This window comes from Streptomyces sp. NPDC047706, assembly GCF_043204795.1.
Classification (GTDB): domain Bacteria; phylum Actinomycetota; class Actinomycetes; order Streptomycetales; family Streptomycetaceae; genus Streptomyces.
The window spans coordinates 284,062-302,933 of record NZ_JBIDCW010000001.1 but is presented as its reverse complement, the minus strand read 5'-3'; the positions used below and the strand labels follow the sequence as shown (position 1 = coordinate 302,933).

Sequence of the window (18,872 nt, the reverse complement as noted above, 5' to 3'; positions counted from 1 at the left end):
AGACGTGCCGTCCTCGCGAAGAGGGGGACACCGTTTTCCGGTGTCCCCCTCGGGGCTGCTAGTCGCGGGCCGCGGTCAGGATCTCCGCGTGTTCCTGGAGCGATCGGACGCCCACGTCTCCGTGGTTGAGCGCGTCGATGCCCTGGACGGCGGCGGCGAGCGCCTGGACGGTCGTCAGGCAGGGCACGGACCGCGCCACGGCCGCCGTACGGATGTCGTAGCCGTCGAGGCGGCCGCCGGTGCCGTACGGGGTGTTGACGATGAGGTCGACCTCGCCGTCGTGGATGAGCTGGACGATGGTCTTCTCGCCGTTCGGGCCGGTGCCCTCGGACTGCTTGCGCACGACAGTGGCGTGGATGCCGTTGCGCTTGAGCACCTCGGCCGTGCCGGAGGTGGCCAGCAGCTCGAAGCCGTGCGCGACCAGCTCACGCGCCGGGAAGATCATCGAGCGCTTGTCGCGGTTGGCGACCGAGATGAAGGCGCGGCCCTTGGTCGGCAGCGGGCCGTACGCGCCGGCCTGCGACTTGGCGTACGCCGTGCCGAAGACGGAGTCGATCCCCATGACCTCGCCGGTGGAGCGCATCTCCGGGCCGAGGACGGTGTCCACGCCGCGGCCCGAGGTGTCGCGGAAGCGGGTCCAGGGCATCACAGCCTCCTTGACGGAGATCGGCGCGTCCAGCGGCAGTTCGCCGCCGTCCCCGTGCGCGGGCAGCAGGCCCTCGGCGCGCAGCTCGGCGATGGTCGCGCCCAGCGAGATCCGGGCGGCGGCCTTGGCCAGCGGCACCGCGGTCGCCTTCGAGGTGAAGGGGACCGTGCGGGACGCGCGCGGGTTGGCCTCCAGGACGTAGAGGATGTCGCCCGCCATCGCGAACTGGATGTTGATCAGGCCGCGGACGCCGACTCCCTTGGCGATCGCCTCCGTGGAGGTGCGCAGTCGCTTGATGTCGAAGCCGCCGAGCGTGATCGGGGGCAGGGCGCACGCCGAGTCGCCGGAGTGGATGCCGGCCTCCTCGATGTGCTCCATGACGCCGCCGAGGTAGAGCTCCTCGCCGTCGTAGAGGGCATCGACGTCGATCTCGATCGCGTCGTCGAGGAACCTGTCCACGAGCACCGGCCGGGAGGGGCTGATCTCGGTGGACTCGGCGATGTAGGACGACAGCCGGGTCTCGTCGTAGACGATCTCCATGCCGCGGCCGCCGAGGACGTACGACGGCCGCACGAGCACCGGGTAGCCGATCTCGTCTGCGATGGTCTTGGCCTCGGCGAAGGTGGTGGCCGTGCCGTGCTTGGGGGCCGGCAGGCCGGCATCCTGCAGGACCTGGCCGAAGGCACCGCGGTCCTCGGCGGCGTGGATGGCCTCCGGGGACGTCCCGACAATCGGCACGCCGTTGTCCTTCAGCGCCTGCGACAGCCCCAGCGGCGTCTGGCCGCCGAGCTGTACGACCACGCCGGCGACCGGGCCGGCCTGCTGCTCGGCGTGCACGATCTCCAGCACGTCCTCCAGCGTGAGCGGCTCGAAGTACAGCCGGTCGGAGGTGTCGTAGTCGGTGGATACGGTCTCCGGGTTGCAGTTGACCATCACGGTCTCGAACCCGGCGTCGCTCAGCGCGAAGGAGGCGTGCACACAGGAGTAGTCGAACTCGATGCCCTGGCCGATGCGGTTGGGCCCGGAGCCCAGGATGATCACCGCGGGCTTCTCGCGCGGCGCGACCTCGCTCTCCTCGTCGTAGGAGGAGTAGAAGTACGGCGTCCGCGCGGCGAACTCGGCGGCGCAGGTGTCGACCGTCTTGTAGACCGGGCGGACGCCGAGCGCGTGCCGCACCTCGCGGACGACGTCCTCGCGCAGGCCGCGGATCTCGCCGATCTGTGTGTCGGAGAAGCCGTGCCGCTTGGCCTCGCCGAGCAGCTCGGCGGTCAGCCCGGGCGCCTCGGCCAGCTCGTCGGCGATCTCCTTGATCAGGAAGAGCTGGTCGACGAACCACGGGTCGATCTTCGTGTACTCGAAGACCTCCTCGGGCGTGGCGCCGGCACGGATGGCCTGCATGACGGTGTTGATCCGGCCGTCCGTCGGGCGCACGGCCTCGCGCAGCAGCTCGGCCTTGTCGCCGGGCTCGCCGACGAAGGTGAACTGGCTGCCCTTCTTCTCCAGCGAGCGCAGCGCCTTCTGGAAGGCCTCGGTGAAGTTGCGGCCGATGGCCATGGCCTCGCCGACCGACTTCATGGTGGTGGTCAGCGTGGAGTCGGCCTGCGGGAACTTCTCGAAGGCGAAGCGGGGCGCCTTGACGACGACGTAGTCCAGGGTCGGCTCGAAGGACGCCGGGGTCTCCTGGGTGATGTCGTTGGGGATCTCGTCGAGGGTGTATCCGACGGCGAGCTTGGCGGCGATCTTCGCGATCGGGAAGCCGGTCGCCTTGGAGGCCAGCGCGGACGACCGCGACACCCGGGGGTTCATCTCGATGACGATGACCCGGCCGTCGGCCGGGTTGACCGCGAACTGGATGTTGCAGCCGCCGGTGTCGACGCCGACCTCTCGGATCACGGCGATGCCGATGTCCCGCAGGATCTGGTACTCGCGGTCGGTGAGCGTCATGGCGGGCGCCACGGTGATGGAGTCACCGGTGTGCACGCCCATCGGGTCGAAGTTCTCGATGGAGCACACGACCACGACGTTGTCGTTCTTGTCGCGCATCAGCTCCAGCTCGTACTCCTTCCAGCCGAGGATGGACTCCTCCAGGAGCACCTCGGTGGTCGGCGAGAGCGTCAGGCCCTGGCCCGCGATGCGGCGCAGCTCCTCCTCGTCGTGCGCGAAGCCGGAGCCGGCGCCGCCCATGGTGAAGGAGGGGCGCACGACGACCGGGTAGCCGCCCAGCTCCTCGACGCCCTTGAGGACGTCGTCCATCGAGTGGCAGATGTAGGACCGCGCGGACTCGCCGTGGCCGGTCTTCTTGCGGACCTCCTCGACGACCGCCTTGAACTGCTCGCGGTCCTCGCCCTTGTGGATCGCCGTCACGTTGGCGCCGATCAGCTCGACGCCGTACTTCTCCAGCACGCCGTTCTCGTGCAGCGAGATCGCGGTGTTGAGCGCCGTCTGGCCGCCCAGGGTGGGCAGCAGCGCGTCGGGCTGCTCCTTGGCGATGATCTTCTCGACGAACTCCGGGGTGATCGGCTCGACGTAGGTGGCGTCGGCGATCTCCGGGTCGGTCATGATCGTCGCGGGGTTGGAGTTCACGAGGATGACCCGCAGGCCCTCGGCCTTCAGGACCCGGCACGCCTGGGTGCCGGAGTAGTCGAACTCGGCGGCCTGGCCGATGACGATCGGGCCGGAGCCGATGACCAGGACGGACTGGATATCGGTGCGCTTAGGCACGCTGGCCCTCCATGAGCTTCACGAAGCGGTCGAACAGGTAGGCGGCGTCGTGCGGACCCGCTGCCGCTTCGGGGTGGTACTGGACGCTGAAGGCCGGCTTGTCGAGGAGCTGGAGGCCCTCCACCACGTTGTCGTTGAGGCAGACGTGGGAGACCTCGGCGCGGCCGTAGGGGGTCTCGGAGACCTTGTCGAACGGGGCGTCGACGGCGAAGCCGTGGTTGTGCGCGGTGACCTCGACCTTGCCGGTCGTGCGGTCCTGCACCGGCTGGTTGATGCCGCGGTGGCCGTACTTCAGCTTGTAGGTGCCGAAGCCGAGGGCGCGGCCGAGGATCTGGTTGCCGAAGCAGATGCCGAACAGCGGCGTGCCGCGCTCCAGGACGCCCCGCATGACGGAGACGGGATGGTCGGCGGTGGCCGGGTCGCCCGGTCCGTTGGAGAAGAACACGCCGTCGGGGTTCACGGCGTACACGTCCTCGACGCTCGCCGTGGCGGGCAGTACGTGCACCTCGATGCCGCGCTCGGCCATCCGGTGCGGGGTCATGCCCTTGATGCCGAGGTCGACGGCGGCGACGGTGAACTTCTTCTCGCCGATCGCGGGGACGACGTACGGCTCGGCCGTGGCGACCTCGGCGGCGAGGTCGGCGCCCTTCATCTCGGGCGCCTGGCGCACCTCGGCGAGCATGCTGCCCTCGTCGGGCAGCGCGTTGCCGGAGAAGATGCCGACGCGCATGGCGCCGCGCTCCCGCAGGTGCCGGGTGAGCGCGCGGGTGTCGATGCCGGAGATGCCGACCACGCCCTGCCGGCGCAGTTCCTCGTCCAGCGAGCGACGGGAGCGCCAGCTGGAGGGCACGCGCGCGGGGTCCCGCACGACGTAGCCCGCGACCCAGATCTTCCTCGACTCGGGGTCCTCGTCGTTGACGCCGGTGTTGCCGACGTGCGGGGCCGTCATCACGACGACCTGGCGGTGGTACGACGGGTCGGTGAGGGTCTCCTGGTAGCCGGTCATGCCGGTGGAGAACACGGCCTCGCCGAAGGTCTCCCCCACGGCCCCGTAGGCACGGCCGCGAAAGATCCGGCCGTCCTCCAGGACGAGTACGGCGGGGACCTTCGTGGTTCCCCCTGTGGAGGTCGTCATCGTTCGGCGCCTTCCGTGGTGCTGGTGGTGATCATGGAGTTGATTGCGTCGACCCACTCGTTGTGCTCGGCCGCGTGGTCGGAGCGGAACCCGGAGTCGATCAGCCGCTCGCCGTGCGCCCAGGTCACGACGAGCAGGCCGCCCTCGGTGAGGACCTTGCCGGCGATGCCCTTGTCCAGCCGGGCCTCGCGCAGCGCCGCCGCCGGGACGAAGAAGTCGCTCGCCCCGGGGCGTACGACGTCGAGGCCCGCGTCCGTCAGCGTGAGCTCGACCCGGCTGCGGGTGCCCAGGCCGTGCGCCACGATGCGGTCCAGCCACTGACCGGCTGTGGTGGAGCCGTGGTAGCGGCCGGTCATCGTCAGTTTCGCCGCGCCGGGCTCGTCCGGCGCGCCGGGCAGCTCCGGCAGATCGCTCTGGAGCGTGCCGCGCCACTTCCAGCCCTCACGCATCAGCCAGTAGACGAGCGCGACGAACAGGGCGAGGCCGACGACCCAGCCGATGCGCGCGGCCCAGTCGGTCACTTCCGCCGATTCCTTACCGGCGGCGAGCAGGGTTACAGGTGTCACGTGAGCTTCCCGTCGACGAGCGTGGCCTTGCCCCGGAGCCACGTGTGCGTGACACGGCCCGGCAGCTCACGACCCTCGTACGGGGTGTTGCGGCTGCGCGAGGCGAAGCCCGCGGGGTCCACGGGCCCACGGTATGCCGTGTCGACGAGGGTGAGGTTGGCGGGCTCACCTGCCGAGACGGGCCGTCCATGGCCTGCGGCCCGGCCGATGCGGGCAGGCGCGAAGGACATGCGGTCCGCCACGTCGGCCCAGCCGAACAGCCCCGTGTCGACCATCGTCTCCTGGACCACCGACAACGCGGTCTCCAGGCCGACCATCCCCATCGCGGCGGCCGCCCACTCGCAGTCCTTGTCCTCGTGCGGGTGCGGGGCGTGGTCGGTGGCGACGATGTCGATCGTGCCGTCCGCGAGCGCCTCGCGCAGTGCCAGCACGTCCCGCTCGGTGCGCAGCGGCGGGTTCACCTTGAAGACGGGGTTGTACGTCCGTACCAGCTCGTCGGTGAGCAGGAGGTGGTGCGGGGTGACCTCGGCGGTGACCCGGATGCCGCGGGACTTGGCCCAGCGCACGATCTCCACGGACCCGGCGGTCGACAGGTGGCAGATGTGCACCCGGGAGCCGACGTGCTCGGCGAGCAGGACGTCCCGGGCGATGATCGACTCCTCGGCCACCGCGGGCCAGCCGCCGAGCCCCAGCTCCGCGGAGACGACACCCTCGTTCATCTGGGCGCCCTCGGTCAGCCGCGGCTCCTGCGCGTGCTGGGCGACGACTCCGTCGAAGGCCTTCACGTACTCCAGCGCCCGGCGCATGATCACGGCGTCGTCGACGCACTTGCCGTCGTCGGAGAAGACGGTGACCCCGGCCGCCGACTCGTGCATGGCGCCCAGCTCGGCGAGCTTCCTGCCCTCCAGCCCGACGGTGACCGCGCCGATCGGCTGCACGTCGCAGTAACCGTGCTCCCGCCCCAGTCGCCAGACCTGCTCGACGACACCGGCGGTGTCGGCCACGGGGAAGGTGTTGGCCATGGCGAACACGGCCGTGTAGCCGCCGGACGCGGCCGCGCGCGTGCCGGTCAGCACCGTCTCGGAGTCCTCACGGCCGGGCTCACGCAGATGGGTGTGCAGGTCCACCAGGCCCGGCAGCAGCACCTTGCCTGCGGCGTCCACGACCTCGGCGCCCTCGGCCACCAGACCGGCGCCCACCTCGGCGATCACCGCGCCGTCGATCAGCACGTCCTGCGGCTCGCCGCCGAGCACCTTCGCACCACGGATCAGGATCTTGCTCATCTGTCTTACTTCTCCTCGGAGCGGGTGGTGGTGGCGGGTTCGTTTCCACCGAGCAGCAGATACAGGACGGCCATCCGGATGGAGACCCCGTTTGCGACCTGCTCGATGGCCGTGCAGCGGTCGGAGTCGGCGACCTGGGCGGTGATCTCCATGCCCCGGACCATCGGGCCGGGATGCATCACGATGGCGTGCTCGGGCATCCTCGCCATGCGGTCGCCGTCCAGCCCGTAGCGCCGCGAGTACTCGCGCTCGGTCGGGAAGAACGCCGCGTTCATGCGCTCGCGCTGCACGCGCAGCATCATCACCGCGTCGGACTTGGGCAGCGTGCTGTCGAGGTCGTAGGAGACCTCGCAGGGCCAGGTCCCGATGCCGACCGGCAGCAGGGTGGGCGGGGCGACGAGGGTCACCTCGGCGCCGAGGGTGTGCAGCAGGTCGACGTTGGAGCGGGCGACCCGGCTGTGCAGGACGTCGCCGACGATCGTGACGCGCTTGCCGGCCAGGTCGTGGCCGAGCCCGGCGTCCCGGCCGAGCAGGCGGCGGCGCATGGTGAACGCGTCGAGCAGTGCCTGGGTGGGGTGCTGGTGGGTGCCGTCGCCGGCGTTGATGACGGCCGCGTCGATCCAGCCGGAGTTGGCCAGCCGGTACGGGGCGCCGGACGCGCCGTGCCGGATGACGACCGCGTCGACGCCCATCGCCTCCAGGGTCTGGGCGGTGTCCTTCAGGGACTCGCCCTTGGAGACCGAGGAGCCCTTGGCGGAGAAGTTGATGACGTCCGCCGACAGGCGCTTCTCGGCGGCCTCGAAGGAGATCCGGGTGCGGGTGGAGTCCTCGAAGAAGAGGTTCACCACGGTGCGGCCCCGCAGGGTCGGCAGTTTCTTGATCGGCCGGTCGGCGACCCGGGACATCTCCTCGGCGGTGTCGAGGACGAGGACGGCGTCGTCGCGGGTGAGGTCGGCGGCCGAGATGAGATGGCGCTGCATCTTTCAGGCTCCGTAAGACAGTTCATTCGGGAGAATTCGGGCAACCAGGCGCACGCCGGGGCGTGCCGGGCCGGCGCAGGGCAGCCGCCGTACGCCCGCGGTTGCTACTGGGCGGTCTTCTTCACACCGAGCAGCACGGTGTCGCGACCGTCCTCCTCGGCGAGCTGGACCTTGACCGTCTCCCGCAGCGACGTGGGGAGGTTCTTGCCGACGTAGTCGGCACGGATGGGCAGTTCGCGGTGGCCGCGGTCGACCAGGACCGCGAGCTGGACCGCGCGGGGGCGCCCGATGTCGTTCAGGGCGTCGAGGGCGGCGCGGATCGTGCGACCGGAGAAGAGGACGTCGTCGACTAGGACGACCAGCTTGCCGTCGATGCCGTCACCGGGGATGTCCGTGCGGGCCAGTGCGCGCGGCGGGTGCATGCGCAGATCGTCGCGGTACATCGTGATGTCCAGCGAACCGCACGGGACTTTGCGCTCGGTGATCTCTTCCAGCTTGGCGGCGAGCCGCTGGGCGAGGAAGACGCCCCGGGTCGGAATGCCGAGGAGCACCACGTCGTCGGCGCCCTTGGCGCGCTCGACGATCTCGTGGGCGATGCGGGTCAGTACCCGCGCGATGTCGGGGCCTTCGAGCACGGGCCGCGCATCGGACGCTTGCGTGTCCATACGAAACGGACCTCCTTCTCCGCCTCACGGGACGGACCTTAAAGGACGTCGGGATTGCGCCATCCACCGTAGCAGGCCGCGGCGACACCCCGGATCACCCCCCACAGGGTTATCGGATCACCCACTTGGCCTAGTCGGCCGTGGATACCACGGAAGAGTCGGTGCGGACCATTCGGCTTGACGCAGGAGAGTAACGCTGCGTAACCTCACAGTGAGTTACCAGCCGCGCGGCACGGGAAACACACCTGTCGCGTCGACACAGTGTCCGGGGAGCCATATGTCCAGCGAATACGCCAAACAGCTCGGGGCCAAGCTCCGGGCCATCCGCACCCAGCAGGGCCTTTCCCTCCACGGTGTCGAGGAGAAGTCCCAGGGACGCTGGAAAGCGGTGGTGGTCGGGTCCTACGAGCGCGGCGACCGCGCCGTGACCGTGCAGCGCCTTGCCGAGCTGGCGGACTTCTACGGCGTTCCCGTGCAGGAACTGCTTCCGGGGACGACGCCCGGTGGCGCCGCCGAGCCGCCGCCCAAGCTGGTCCTGGACCTGGAGCGGCTGGCCACGGTGCCGGCCGAGAAGGCGGGCCCCCTCCAGCGGTACGCGGCGACGATCCAGTCGCAGCGCGGTGACTACAACGGCAAGGTGCTCTCGATCCGCCAGGACGACCTGCGCACGCTCGCCGTCATCTACGACCAGTCGCCCTCGGTCCTCACCGAGCAGCTGATCAGCTGGGGCGTGCTGGACGCGGACGCGCGTCGCGCGGTGGCGTCGCACGAGGAGGGCTGAGCACCCGGCCGCTTCAGCAGAAACGTGCCGCCGGGGTGGCCGGAACTTCATGGTTCCGGCCACCCCGGCGGCTTTCTGCGCGCCTCACGGGTCCCGGACGTATCCGTGGAGCCCCGGTGACACGAGAACGCCGGAGGGCCGCAGCGCACGCTGCGGCCCTCCGGCGTTCCGCGGTGTCTCAGTCCTCGGCGGTGCGCCGCAGCGAGGGCTTGAGGTCCTTGAGCCGGCCCAGCAGGCCGTTGACGAACGAGGGCGACTCGTCCGTCGAGAACTCCTTGGCCAGCTGCACCATCTCGTCCAGCACGACCGCGTCCGGGGTCTCGTCGACCCAGATGAGCTCGTACGCGCCGAGCCGCAGGAGATTGCGGTCGACGACCGGCATCCGGTCCAGCGTCCAGCCGACCGAGTACTGGGCGATCAGCTCGTCGATGCGCGTCGCGTGCTCCGCGTAGCCCTCGACGAGCTGCATCGTGTACTCGCTCACCGGCGGCTGCCGGGTGTCGGTCCGCGCGTGCCGGATCCAGTCCGAGAGGACCGTCAGGACGTCGGCGCCGCGCTGGTCGCCCTCGAAGAGGATCTGGAAGGCGCGCTTGCGGGCCGTGTTGCGGGCAGCCACGGTTAGCTGTTCACCCGGCCGAGGTAGTCGCTGGTGCGGGTGTCGACCTTGATCTTCTCACCGGTGGTGATGAAGAGCGGCACCTGGATCTGGTGGCCGGTCTCCAGGGTGGCGGGCTTGGTGCCGCCGGTGGAGCGGTCGCCCTGCACGCCGGGCTCGGTCTCCTGGACGACGAGCTCGACGGCGGCCGGCAGCTCGACGAAGAGCACCTCGCCCTCGTGCTGCGCGACGGTGGCGGTGAAGCCCTCGATCAGGAAGTTGGCGGCGTCGCCGACGGCCTTGCGGTCGACCATCAGCTGGTCGTAGGTCTCCATGTCCATGAAGACGAAGTAGTCGCCGTCCATGTAGGAGAACTGCATGTCGCGCTTGTCGACGGTGGCCGTCTCGACCTTCACGCCGGCGTTGAAGGTCTTGTCGACGACCTTGCCCGAGAGCACGTTCTTGAGCTTGGTGCGCACGAAGGCCGGGCCCTTGCCGGGCTTGACGTGCTGGAACTCGACGACGGACCAGAGCTGGCCGCCATCGAGCTTGAGCACCATGCCGTTCTTGAGGTCGTTCGTGGAAGCCACGGTTGCTTCAATCTCCTGGACGTACGTGGACGACCCCGGGGCAGGCGCGACAGCTCTGAGGCTAGAGCGCGAGCAGCTCCTTGGTCGTGATGGTGAGTAGCTCGGGTCCGCCGTCCGCCTCGGGGCGTACGACGAGCGTGTCATCGATCCGGACACCGCCCCGGCCCGGGAGGTGGACCCCCGGTTCGACGGTGACCGGCACGCAAGCGTCCAGTTTACCCATGGCCGTGGGGGCCAGCTGAGGGTCCTCGTCGATTTCCAGTCCCACTCCGTGCCCGATGAGCTCCGGGAGGCCCTGTCCGTACCCGGCCGAGTCCAGCACGTGGCGCGCCGCGCGGTCCACGTCGCGGTAGGCGGTGCCGGGGGCGAGCATCTCGCGGCCGGCGCGCTGAGCGGCGAAAACCAGGTCGTACAGCTCGATCTGCCAGTCCGCGGGCGAGGTGCCGATGACGAAGGTACGGCCGATCTCGCAGCGGTAGCCACGGTAGGTGGCGCCCAGGCACACGGAGAGGAAGTCGCCCTCCTCGACGCGGCGGTCGGTGGGGCGGTGGCCCCGTCTGCCGGAGTTCGCGCCGGTGGCGACGGACGTGGGGAACGCGGGCCCGTCGGCGCCGTGGTCGACGAGGCGGCGTTCGAGTTCCAGGGCGAGGTGGCGTTCGGTGCGGCCCACCAGGATGGACTCCAGGAGCTCACCGAGGGCCTGGTCGGCGATCTCGGCGCCGATGCGGAGGCAGGAGATCTCCTCCTCGTCCTTGACGACTCTGAGCTGTTCGACCGCGTTGCCGAGGTCGGCGAGGCGGAGGGCGGGGGCGGCCGAGCCGATGGCCCGGTGGCGGGCGACGGTGAGGTGGTGTTCCTCGACGGCGAGGGAGTCGGCGCCCTGGGACGTCGCGAGGTCAGCGGCGGCGACGGCGGGGTCCGCGCCGGGGGCGGGCACCGTGTGCAGGCCCAGGGACTCGTCCAGGCGGCCCTCGGTGGGGCGGTCGTCCGGCGGACCGGTGCCGACCAGCAGGTCCTCGCGCTTGCCCAGCAGCAGTACGGCACCGTGGGGGGCCGCGCCCGCGAGGTAGCGCACGTTGGCGGGCCGGGAGATCAGCGCGGCCGCGCTGCCGCCCGCGTTGCAGCGCTCCCGTAGCCGGGTCCGGCGGGTCGCGTACACCTCTGACATGAGCCGAGCGTAAGAGCTTCGGTGCGCTCACGCCGCTCGGGGAGGCCGAGTGGGCGGTGTCCGGGGAGGTGGGGCGGGCCTTCCTGGCGTCGGGGGCGGGTATTTCCGAAGCCGGGGGTGGGGCGGGGCTTGCATCGGCGGCTTCCCGCTGTGGGGGGCGTGTCGCGCCGTCCCGGGCGGGGGCTGTCCGTCGGCGGCTGTCGGCCCGTGGGGGCTTGTCGCGCAGTTCCCCGCGCCCCTTCAGGACGATGCGGGCCTCCCGCGTCGCCAGGCCGCGCCCGCTCCAGGGCGATGCGGGCCCCGCGTCACCGGGTCCGAGGCCGGGCGCCTACGGAGGGGTGGGGAGCTGTCCGTCGGCGGCTGTCGGCCCTGGGGGCTTGTCGCGCAGTTCCCCGCGCCCCCTCAGGGCAATTCTGGCGACCCGCGTCGCCAGGCCGCGCCCCTTCAGGACGATGCGGGCCTCCCGCGTCACCAGGCCGCGCCCGCTCCAGGGCGATGCGGGCCCCGCGTCACCACGGGCCGCGGCCCCCGCCGAGCGCGGTACCGGCCCCTGCGTCACAGGGCGATGCGGGGGCCGCGGTGCTATGGGTGCGGTGTGTCACCACGTGGGTGGGCTTGCTATGGCGCGGGAGAGGACCTCGTCCAGGATCCGGGCCGTGCCGGGGACGTCCAGCTGGGAGTTGTCGATGATCGGGAGGCCCGAGCCGTACCAGCCGGCCATGCGGCCGTGGATGCGGGCCACCTCCTCGTCGGTGAGGCGGCGGTTGCCCGAGCGCTCCGCGTTGCGTTCCAGGACGATGTCGAGGCCGGGGAGGAGGACCACGGGCAGGAGGCCGGGGCCCACGTGGCGCTTCCAGCCGCCCAGGCCCACGACGGGACGGTCCGGGAAGACCGCGTCGTCGAGGATGCAGGAGATGCCGTTGGCCAGGAAGTTGCGCGCGGCGAAGCCGCAGGTGCGGCGGGCCAGGCGGTACTGCGCCTCGGAGTTGTCGTTCCAGCCGGACTGGGGGTCGGCGAAGCCCGAACGGACCCATTCGCGTACGTCGTCGAGGCTGATGTGAGCCGTGGGCACCCTGCGGTGGTCGGCCCAGTACTTCGCCACGCTGGTCTTGCCCGCGCCCGCCGGCCCGATGAGCAGCACCGCGAGAGTGGTGGTACCCGCATCGGGGGCGGTGGTGGCGGCCGGCGCGGCGGGCATCGTCACCGGCCCGCCGGGGGGCAGCTGGACGTGGCCCGTGGTGTCCGGGGGCGGCGGTGCCGTCGGGGGCGGGTGCGCAGCGGCCGGCGGGGAGCCGGTGAAACCGGGCGGCGGGGGCACGGGGACGGAGCCCTGCGGGACGGGCTCGGTCCCCTGGGGGTGAGGACCCGCACCCGGGTGTTGTGCGGCCGGCGACCAGCCGGCGGCCGGTCCGTGCCCCGGCTGGTGGGGCGGCGGCAGCGGAGACCCCACTGCGTGCTGCATCCGGTGCCACTCCGTCTCGTACAGGCAATGGGCGCTGGCGGCGGGACGCTGACCCCGCTCGCCACCGAACGGTACCGTCCCCCGCCGTCCTTTGGTGAACGGTGGGGGACGGCCCGAAGTGCCCGGCCAGACAAGGAGAATCGGGCGGAAGCGGCCCTGCGGGACGTACCGGACCTCGCGCCGAGTCTCCCGACCGGCTTCTACTGACCGACCTCGCCGTACGCCGCCAGCAGCATCGCCGGGTCGGGTCCCTCCAGGACCGTCGGCTTGGCCAGGCCGTCCAGGACGATGAAGCGCAGCATGTCGCCGCGGGACTTCTTGTCGACCTTCATCGTCTGCAGCAGCTTGGGCCACTGGTCGTAGCGGTAGTGCAGCGGCAGCCCGACCGACTCCAGGATCGTGCGGTGGCGGTCGGCGGTGGCGTCGTCCAACCGGCCCGCCAGACGGCCGAGTTCGGCGGCGAAGTGCATGCCGACGGAGACCGCGGCACCGTGCCGCCACTGGTAACGCTCGTTCTTCTCGATGGCGTGGCCGAGGGTGTGGCCGTAGTTGAGGATCTCCCGCAGACCCGACTCCCTCAGGTCGCTGGAGACGACCTCGGCCTTGACCCGGATGGAGCGCTCGACGAGTTCCGCCGTGTGGGGGCCGGCCGGCGTGCGCGCCGCCTCCGGGTCGGACTCGATGAGCTCCAGGATCGCCGGGTCGGCGATGAAGCCCGCCTTGATGACCTCGGCGAGTCCGGAGACGTAGTCGTGGACCGGCAGGGAGTCCAGTGCGGCGAGGTCGCAGAGGACGCCGACGGGCGGGTGGAAGGCGCCCACCAGATTCTTGCCCTCGGCCGTGTTGATGCCGGTCTTACCGCCGACGGCCGCGTCGACCATGGCCAGGACGGTGGTGGGAATCGCGATCCAGCGCACCCCGCGCAGCCAGGTCGCGGCCACGAAGCCGGCGAGGTCGGTGGTCGCGCCGCCGCCGACGCCCACGATCACGTCGGTGCGGGTGAAGCCGGACTGGCCGAGTGCCTTCCAGCAGTACGCGGCGACCTCGGCCGTCTTGGCCTCCTCCGCGTTGGGCACCTGGACGGCGATCGCCTCGTAGCCTTGTTGGGCCAGGTCGGTGCGCAGCGCCTCACCCGTCTCGGCAAGCGCCTCGGGGTGGATGACCGCGACCCGCTTGGCACGGTCGCCGATCAGACCGCCGAGTTCCCCGAGCAGTTGACGGCCGACCAGGACCTCGTACGGCTCACTGCCCGCGGTGCCGCCGACCTGGATCCGCGTCACTGACTCGCTCATGCTTCCTTCAACTCCAGGGCGTTCAGCACCTCTTGGGTGACCTCTTCGGGCGTACGGCCGTCGGTGGCCACGACCGAGCGTGCCACCTCCTCGTACAGGTGCCGCCGGGCCTCCATCAGCTCCCGCCACTGCTTGCGCGGGTTGATGGCCAGCAGCGGCCGGGCCGCGTTCAGGCCGGTCCGCCGGGCCGCCTCCTCGACGTCCATCGACAGGTACACGACCTGGTGCCCGGCGAGCAGCTCCCGGGTGCCGGGGTCGAGGACGGCGCCGCCGCCCAGCGCCAGCACACCCGTGTGCTCGGCGAGCGCGCTGCGCACCGCCTGCGTCTCCAGCGTGCGGAAGGCGGCCTCGCCGTCCTCGACGAAGATGTCGGCGATGGCGCGTTCCTGCGCGGCCACGATGTCCTCGTCCGTGTCCCGGAAGGCGACGCCGAGCCGCTCGGCCAGCAGGTGGCCCACGGTGGACTTGCCGACCCCCATGGGGCCGACCAGCACGGCCAGCGGCCCGCTCATCGGATCGCCAGGTGGTCGAGGTAGGACCGCACGTTGCGAGCGGTCTCGGTCACGCTGTCGCCGCCGAACTTCTCCGCCACCGCGTCCGCGAGGACCAGCGCGACCATCGCCTCGGCGACGATGCCGGCGGCCGGGACCGCGCACACGTCGGAGCGCTGGTGGTGGGCCTGGGCGGGCTCACCGGTGACCACGTCGACCGTCTGCAGCGCCCGCGGAACGGTCGCGATCGGCTTCATCGCCGCGCGCACCCGCAGCAGCTCACCGGTGGTCAGACCGCCCTCGGTGCCGCCGGAGCGGCCGGTGGCGCGCCGGATGCCCTCGTCGGTGGTGACGATCTCGTCGTGCGCCTGCGAGCCCGGCACGCGCGCCAGCTCGAAGCCGTCGCCGACCTCGACGCCCTTGATCGCCTGGATGCCCATCAGGGCGGCGGCCAGCCGGGCGTCCAGCCTGCGGTCCCAGTGCACGTGCGAGCCGAGGCCCACCGGCACGCCGTACGCCAGCACCTCGACGACGCCGCCGAGCGTGTCGCCGTCCTTGTGGGCCTGGTCGATCTCCGCGACCATCGCCTTCGACGCGTCGGCGTCCAGGCAGCGCACGGGATCGGCGTCGAGCTTCGCCACGTCGGCCGGGGTCGGGTAGACGCCGTACGGGGCCCTCGCCGCCGCGAGCTCCACGACATGGCTGACGATCTCGATGCCGGCGGTCTCCTTCAGGTACGACCGCGCGACCGCGCCGAGTGCCACACGGGCGGCGGTCTCCCGGGCCGACGCCCGCTCCAGGATCGGGCGCGCCTCGTCGAAGCCGTACTTTTGCATGCCGGCGAGGTCGGCGTGACCGGGCCGGGGGCGCGTCAGCGGCGCGTTGCGGGCCAGCGCCGCCAGCTCGTCCGGGTCCACGGGATCGGCCGCCATGACCTTCTCCCACTTCGGCCACTCGGTGTTGCCGACCATGACGGCGACCGGCGAGCCGAGGGTCAGGCCGTGCCGGACACCGCCGAGGAAGGTGACCTGGTCCTGCTCGAACTTCATGCGTGCACCGCGTCCATAGCCGAGCCGCCGCCTCGCCAGGTGGTCCGCCACCATCTCCGTGGTGATCGGCACGCCGGCGGGAAGGCCCTCCAGCGTCGCGACGAGTGCGGGACCGTGGGACTCCCCCGCGGTCAGCCAGCGCAACCTGCTCAACGGTGCTCCTCTGTGCTCGCGCCCGGTACTGACCTGCGTACGCGTCTGCTCGCGTAGCGGGTGGCGCGACCCGGGTGCGCGGCCCTGGCCCGCCACGTTCGATCCTCCCACGTCCGGACCGCCGGCCAGCCCGCCGGTCCAGCAGGCGGACGTACTGTGTCAGGACGAGGGCACAGGAGACCGGCGGGCGCCGGGACGTCAGCGACCGGCGAGGGCCTGCTCGCCGGCCTTGCGCATCGCGTCCAGCGGCGCGGGCGCGCGGCCCGTCACCCGCTCCACCTGGAGCACCGCCTGGTGGACCAGCAGGTCGAGCCCGCTGACGACGGCCCCGCCGTACGCCGACCAGCGGGCGGCCAGCGTCGTGGGCCACGGGTCGTACAGCACGTCGAAGAGCGTCGCGGGCCGCTCAGGCACGGCGGAGGCGAGCGCGTCGGTGGTACCGGCGGGTGTGGTGGCGACGACCAGCGGGTGGTGCAGCGCCTCGGCGGCGTCGGCCCAGTCCGCGATCCGGACGTCGGTCTCCAGCCGCTCTCCCCACTCCCGCATCTCCGCGGCCCGGCCCGCGCTGCGCACGTAGGCGACGACCTCGCCGGTGCAGATCCGGGCCAGCGCGGCCAGCGCCGACGACGCGGTGGCTCCGGCGCCGAGGATCGCGGCCGAGTCGGCCTGCTCGATGCCGTGCTCGCGCAGGGCGGCGACCATTCCCGGGATGTCGGTGTTGTCGCCGACGCGGCGGCCGTCGCCGGTGAGGACGACCGTGTTGACCGCCTCGACCGAGGCGGCGGTGTCACTGACCTCGTCCAGCAGCGGGATCACGGCCCGCTTCAGCGGCATGGTCAGCGACAGCCCGGCCCACTCGGGGCCGAGCTGCGCGAAGAAGCCCGGCAGGCCTTCCTCGTCGACCTCGAAGCGATCGTACGTCCAGCCCGTCAGCCCCAGTTCCTGGTACGCCGTGCGGTGCAGCACCGGGGACAGGGAGTGGGCGACGGGTGAACCGAGCACGGCGGCCCGACGGGCCTCAGTTGCCCGAGCTTTCATTGAACTTGTCCTTGAGCTCCAGGAATTCGTCGTGCGTGCGGGCGAACTCGGTCCTGTTGCGGCCATCGGTCGCCACGAAGTACAGCCAGCCCTCGTCGGTCGGGTTCAGCGCCGCCTTCAGCGCGTCCGCACCGGGGTTTCCGATCGGTCCGGGCGGCAGGCCCTTCTGGGTGTAGGTGTTGTACGGGTCCTGGTTGCTGTTGATCTCGGCTTCGCTGATGTCGATGTTGCTCTCACCCTTCAGATAGTTGAAGGACGAGTCGAACTGGAGGAGCTGGTAGGTCTCCGTGTTGTCGGGCGCCAGGCGGTTGTAGACCACCTCGGCCATCCTGCGGAAGTCGTCCTCCGTCTTGCCCTCGGCCTGGACGAGGCTGGCGACCGAGATGACCTGCAGCGGGTTCTCCAGGTCCAGTGCCTTGGCCTTGGCGGCGAGGTCGTACTGGCTGTACTGGCGATTGGCCTGCGTGACCATCTCCTTGAGGATCGCCTCGGGCTTCATGCCCTTCGCCGCGGGATAGGTGCCCGGGAAGAGGAAGCCCTCCAGCGGGTCCTTGATGTCGGGGTCGTTGTTCGCCCAGCCGGGCAGGCCGAGTTTCTTGTACTGCTTCTCGGCGACGTCCTCGGTGGTGCCGGACTCCAGGCCGAGTTTCTCGTCGATGGCGTTGTACACGGCCACGTTGCGCTGACCCGGGGTGACCATGACGTTGTTCTGGCTCTTCGGGTCGAGCATCATCTCGACGGCGCTCGCCGCCGACATCTGCTTCTTCAGCAGGTAGGCGCCGGCCTGGATCGACCCGCCCTCGGAGTTCTGCGACTGCGCGGCCACGAAGGCGTCGACGCTCTTGATGACGCCGGCCTCCTTCAGGCGGCGGCCGATCTCCGCTCCGCTCGCGCCCTTGGGGATCTCGACGGTTACCTGCTCGCTCGTGCCCTCACCCGCGTAGTCCGGGGCCGCACCGAAACGATCCTGGTAGAACTGGTAGCCGAAGTAGGTGACACCGGCCAGACCACCGCCGAACACCAGGGCCACCACGAGACAGGCGCATCCGTTGCGGCTCTTCTTGTTCTTGCCGCCCCGGCCCCGCCGCTCACCCCGTCCGGGCCGGTCCCCCCGCTCGTCGTCGTCATCGTCCCCGCCCGCGAAGAAGGCGTGCTCGCCCTGGTCGGGTCCGGGATCCCAGTCGGTCTTCGGCTCGGGTTCCGCGCGCCGCCGGCCGGGCGGCTCGGGCGGCGGGTAGGCGTCGGGGGTGCCGTAGAAGTCCGGCTGCTCACCGCCGTAGGCGGCCGCCTGCTGGGGGTACACCGGGTCGGTGGGGTCGGCGGCGTACGGCAGGTGCGGCTGCGCGCCGGTGGCCCAGGTGCCCGTGTCGTACTGCTGCTGGGTGCCGTAGGGCTGCTGCGTCTGGGCGGCGTAGTGCTGCTGGTCGTACTGCTGCTGGTACTGCTGCTGCGCCTGACCGTAGCCGGGGTACTCGCCGCTGCCCCAGTCGCCGTACTGCGGCTGCGGCTGCTGCTGCGGCTGCTCTGGATGGTGCTGCGGCTGGCCGCCGTAGGGGGACTGCTGACCCGCGCGGGCCTGCTGTCCTCCCCATCCGCCGTCCCCGTACAACGGGTCCTCCGGATGCCACGGTTCGGAGCCTTGGCCCCGGCCATACTCAGTCATCGATCCCCTAGAGCCGCGAGGCGGCGGTCGCGTGGCTTCCGGCTCGGCTCCCGTCCCGCCTCTTGCTGTGCGGCGGCTGTTCGAACGCCGCCGCATCGCGCGGAACGTTACCGTATCGCGATCAGATGACCACTTCGACGCTCTCACCGGGCGTATTACCTGACACCCGTTCGGATTCCAGGGCCTGCTGCAGGATGACGACCGCGGCGGCCTGATCGATGACCGAGCGGCCCTTCTTGGAGTTCTTGCCGCTCGCGCGGAGGCTCTGCCCCGCGGTCACCGTCGTCATCCGCTCGTCCACGAGCCGGACCGGCACCGGGGCGATGCCCTTGGCCAGGTCCTGGGCGAAGCCGCGGACCTTGGCCGCCGCGGGCCCCTCGCCCCCCTTCAGGGAACGCGGGAGACCGACGACGACCTCGATCGGCTCGTACTCCTCGACAAGCTGCCTCAGCCGACGGTGAGCCGCGGGGATGTCCCGCCCGGGGACCGTCTCGACCGGCGTGGCGAGGATCCCGTCGGGGTCGCACGAGGCGACCCCGATACGGGCGTCCCCGACGTCGATCGCGAGACGACGTCCTCTGCGCATCTCCACCA

At 71.2% G+C, this 18,872-nt stretch carries 17 protein-coding genes; 1 reads left to right on the top strand and 16 read right to left on the bottom strand.

Features of this window, described 5'->3' with window-relative positions:
• Positions 1–58 precede the first annotated feature (58 nt).
• The 6 genes from carB to pyrR all read right to left on the bottom strand — a co-directional run bounded on the left by carB (position 59) and on the right by pyrR (position 7,996).
• Entirely contained in the window at positions 59–3,367 is a 3,309-nt protein-coding gene (carB, locus tag ACGF8A_RS01465) for a carbamoyl-phosphate synthase large subunit (protein WP_393103004.1), read from the bottom strand.
• Positions 3,360–4,502, bottom strand: coding sequence for a glutamine-hydrolyzing carbamoyl-phosphate synthase small subunit (gene carA / locus ACGF8A_RS01460; protein WP_393103002.1), 1,143 nt, complete (start codon positions 4,500–4,502; stop codon positions 3,360–3,362). Before carA ends, carB begins: the two co-directional genes overlap by 8 nt.
• Positions 4,499–5,068 (bottom strand): hypothetical protein, encoded by a 570-nt coding sequence (locus ACGF8A_RS01455; protein WP_393103000.1) that lies wholly within the window; start codon positions 5,066–5,068, stop codon positions 4,499–4,501. Before ACGF8A_RS01455 ends, carA begins: the two co-directional genes overlap by 4 nt.
• Entirely contained in the window at positions 5,065–6,351 is a 1,287-nt protein-coding gene (locus tag ACGF8A_RS01450; RefSeq protein WP_393102998.1) for a dihydroorotase, read from the bottom strand. The genes ACGF8A_RS01455 and ACGF8A_RS01450 overlap by 4 nt, the downstream gene beginning before the upstream one ends.
• A gap of 5 nt (positions 6,352–6,356) precedes the next feature.
• Complete coding sequence (locus tag ACGF8A_RS01445) at positions 6,357–7,331, bottom strand: aspartate carbamoyltransferase catalytic subunit (RefSeq protein ID WP_393102996.1); 975 nt, start codon at positions 7,329–7,331, stop codon at positions 6,357–6,359.
• Between the two features lie 104 nt (positions 7,332–7,435).
• Positions 7,436–7,996: a bifunctional pyr operon transcriptional regulator/uracil phosphoribosyltransferase PyrR gene (pyrR, locus tag ACGF8A_RS01440; RefSeq protein WP_393102994.1), complete on the bottom strand. Its 561-nt coding sequence runs from the start codon at positions 7,994–7,996 to the stop codon at positions 7,436–7,438.
• 277 nt (positions 7,997–8,273) lie between these two features.
• Here pyrR and bldD point away from each other — a divergent pair, with 277 nt between their 5' ends.
• Positions 8,274–8,777, top strand: coding sequence for a transcriptional regulator BldD (bldD, locus tag ACGF8A_RS01435; RefSeq protein ID WP_030166512.1), 504 nt, complete (start codon positions 8,274–8,276; stop codon positions 8,775–8,777).
• Between the two features lie 178 nt (positions 8,778–8,955).
• On the opposite strand, the gene nusB is transcribed toward bldD, so the two are convergent.
• From nusB to ruvX, 10 genes are all read right to left on the bottom strand, one after another.
• Positions 8,956–9,393 (bottom strand): transcription antitermination factor NusB, encoded by a 438-nt coding sequence (nusB, locus tag ACGF8A_RS01430; protein WP_393102992.1) that lies wholly within the window; start codon positions 9,391–9,393, stop codon positions 8,956–8,958.
• Between the two features lie 2 nt (positions 9,394–9,395).
• Positions 9,396–9,962, bottom strand: coding sequence for an elongation factor P (gene efp / locus ACGF8A_RS01425; RefSeq protein ID WP_365460426.1), 567 nt, complete (start codon positions 9,960–9,962; stop codon positions 9,396–9,398).
• Between the two features lie 61 nt (positions 9,963–10,023).
• A complete protein-coding gene (locus ACGF8A_RS01420) occupies positions 10,024–11,130 on the bottom strand; it encodes an aminopeptidase P family protein (protein ID WP_393102989.1) in 1,107 nt (368 codons plus the stop codon).
• A gap of 598 nt (positions 11,131–11,728) precedes the next feature.
• Positions 11,729–12,592 (bottom strand): Pro-rich N-terminal domain-containing protein, encoded by an 864-nt coding sequence (locus tag ACGF8A_RS01415; protein ID WP_393102987.1) that lies wholly within the window; start codon positions 12,590–12,592, stop codon positions 11,729–11,731.
• A gap of 200 nt (positions 12,593–12,792) precedes the next feature.
• The gene (gene aroB, locus ACGF8A_RS01410; RefSeq protein ID WP_393102985.1) at positions 12,793–13,884 is read right to left on the bottom strand and encodes a 3-dehydroquinate synthase; all 1,092 of its coding nucleotides are present in this window, start codon (positions 13,882–13,884) and stop codon (positions 12,793–12,795) included.
• Complete coding sequence (locus ACGF8A_RS01405) at positions 13,881–14,396, bottom strand: shikimate kinase (RefSeq protein WP_393102983.1); 516 nt, start codon at positions 14,394–14,396, stop codon at positions 13,881–13,883. Before ACGF8A_RS01405 ends, aroB begins: the two co-directional genes overlap by 4 nt.
• Positions 14,393–15,577 carry a chorismate synthase gene (gene aroC / locus ACGF8A_RS01400; RefSeq protein ID WP_393102981.1) on the bottom strand — a complete coding sequence of 395 codons (1,185 nt, stop codon included), beginning with the start codon at positions 15,575–15,577 and terminating at the stop codon, positions 14,393–14,395. The genes ACGF8A_RS01405 and aroC overlap by 4 nt, the downstream gene beginning before the upstream one ends.
• Before the next feature lie 198 nt (positions 15,578–15,775).
• Positions 15,776–16,615 carry a shikimate dehydrogenase gene (locus ACGF8A_RS01395; protein WP_393102979.1) on the bottom strand — a complete coding sequence of 280 codons (840 nt, stop codon included), beginning with the start codon at positions 16,613–16,615 and terminating at the stop codon, positions 15,776–15,778.
• Entirely contained in the window at positions 16,596–18,278 is a 1,683-nt protein-coding gene (gene mltG / locus ACGF8A_RS01390; protein ID WP_393102977.1) for an endolytic transglycosylase MltG, read from the bottom strand. Before mltG ends, ACGF8A_RS01395 begins: the two co-directional genes overlap by 20 nt.
• A gap of 121 nt (positions 18,279–18,399) precedes the next feature.
• On the bottom strand, positions 18,400–18,864 hold the full coding sequence (gene ruvX, locus ACGF8A_RS01385) for a Holliday junction resolvase RuvX (RefSeq protein WP_393102975.1): 465 nt from the start codon (positions 18,862–18,864) through the stop codon (positions 18,400–18,402).
• Between the last annotated feature and the right edge of the window lie 8 nt (positions 18,865–18,872).

Excerpts from the sequence above, each read along its gene's own strand:
- bldD (WP_030166512.1), top strand. The coding sequence starts at position 8,274 with ATGTCCAGCGAATACGCCAAACAGCTCGGGGCCAAGCTCCGGGCCATC.
- ruvX (WP_393102975.1), bottom strand. The coding sequence starts at position 18,864 with ATGCGCAGAGGACGTCGTCTCGCGATCGACGTCGGGGACGCCCGTATC.
- ACGF8A_RS01405 (WP_393102983.1), bottom strand. The coding sequence starts at position 14,396 with ATGAGCGGGCCGCTGGCCGTGCTGGTCGGCCCCATGGGGGTCGGCAAG.
- ACGF8A_RS01415 (WP_393102987.1), bottom strand. The coding sequence starts at position 12,592 with ATGCAGCACGCAGTGGGGTCTCCGCTGCCGCCGCCCCACCAGCCGGGG.
- ACGF8A_RS01450 (WP_393102998.1), bottom strand. The coding sequence starts at position 6,351 with ATGAGCAAGATCCTGATCCGTGGTGCGAAGGTGCTCGGCGGCGAGCCG.
- aroB (WP_393102985.1), bottom strand. The coding sequence starts at position 13,884 with ATGAGCGAGTCAGTGACGCGGATCCAGGTCGGCGGCACCGCGGGCAGT.
- ACGF8A_RS01420 (WP_393102989.1), bottom strand. The coding sequence starts at position 11,130 with ATGTCAGAGGTGTACGCGACCCGCCGGACCCGGCTACGGGAGCGCTGC.
- carA (WP_393103002.1), bottom strand. The coding sequence starts at position 4,502 with ATGACGACCTCCACAGGGGGAACCACGAAGGTCCCCGCCGTACTCGTC.
- ACGF8A_RS01395 (WP_393102979.1), bottom strand. The coding sequence starts at position 16,615 with ATGAAAGCTCGGGCAACTGAGGCCCGTCGGGCCGCCGTGCTCGGTTCA.
- mltG (WP_393102977.1), bottom strand. The coding sequence starts at position 18,278 with ATGACTGAGTATGGCCGGGGCCAAGGCTCCGAACCGTGGCATCCGGAG.
- ACGF8A_RS01445 (WP_393102996.1), bottom strand. The coding sequence starts at position 7,331 with ATGCAGCGCCATCTCATCTCGGCCGCCGACCTCACCCGCGACGACGCC.
- pyrR (WP_393102994.1), bottom strand. The coding sequence starts at position 7,996 with ATGGACACGCAAGCGTCCGATGCGCGGCCCGTGCTCGAAGGCCCCGAC.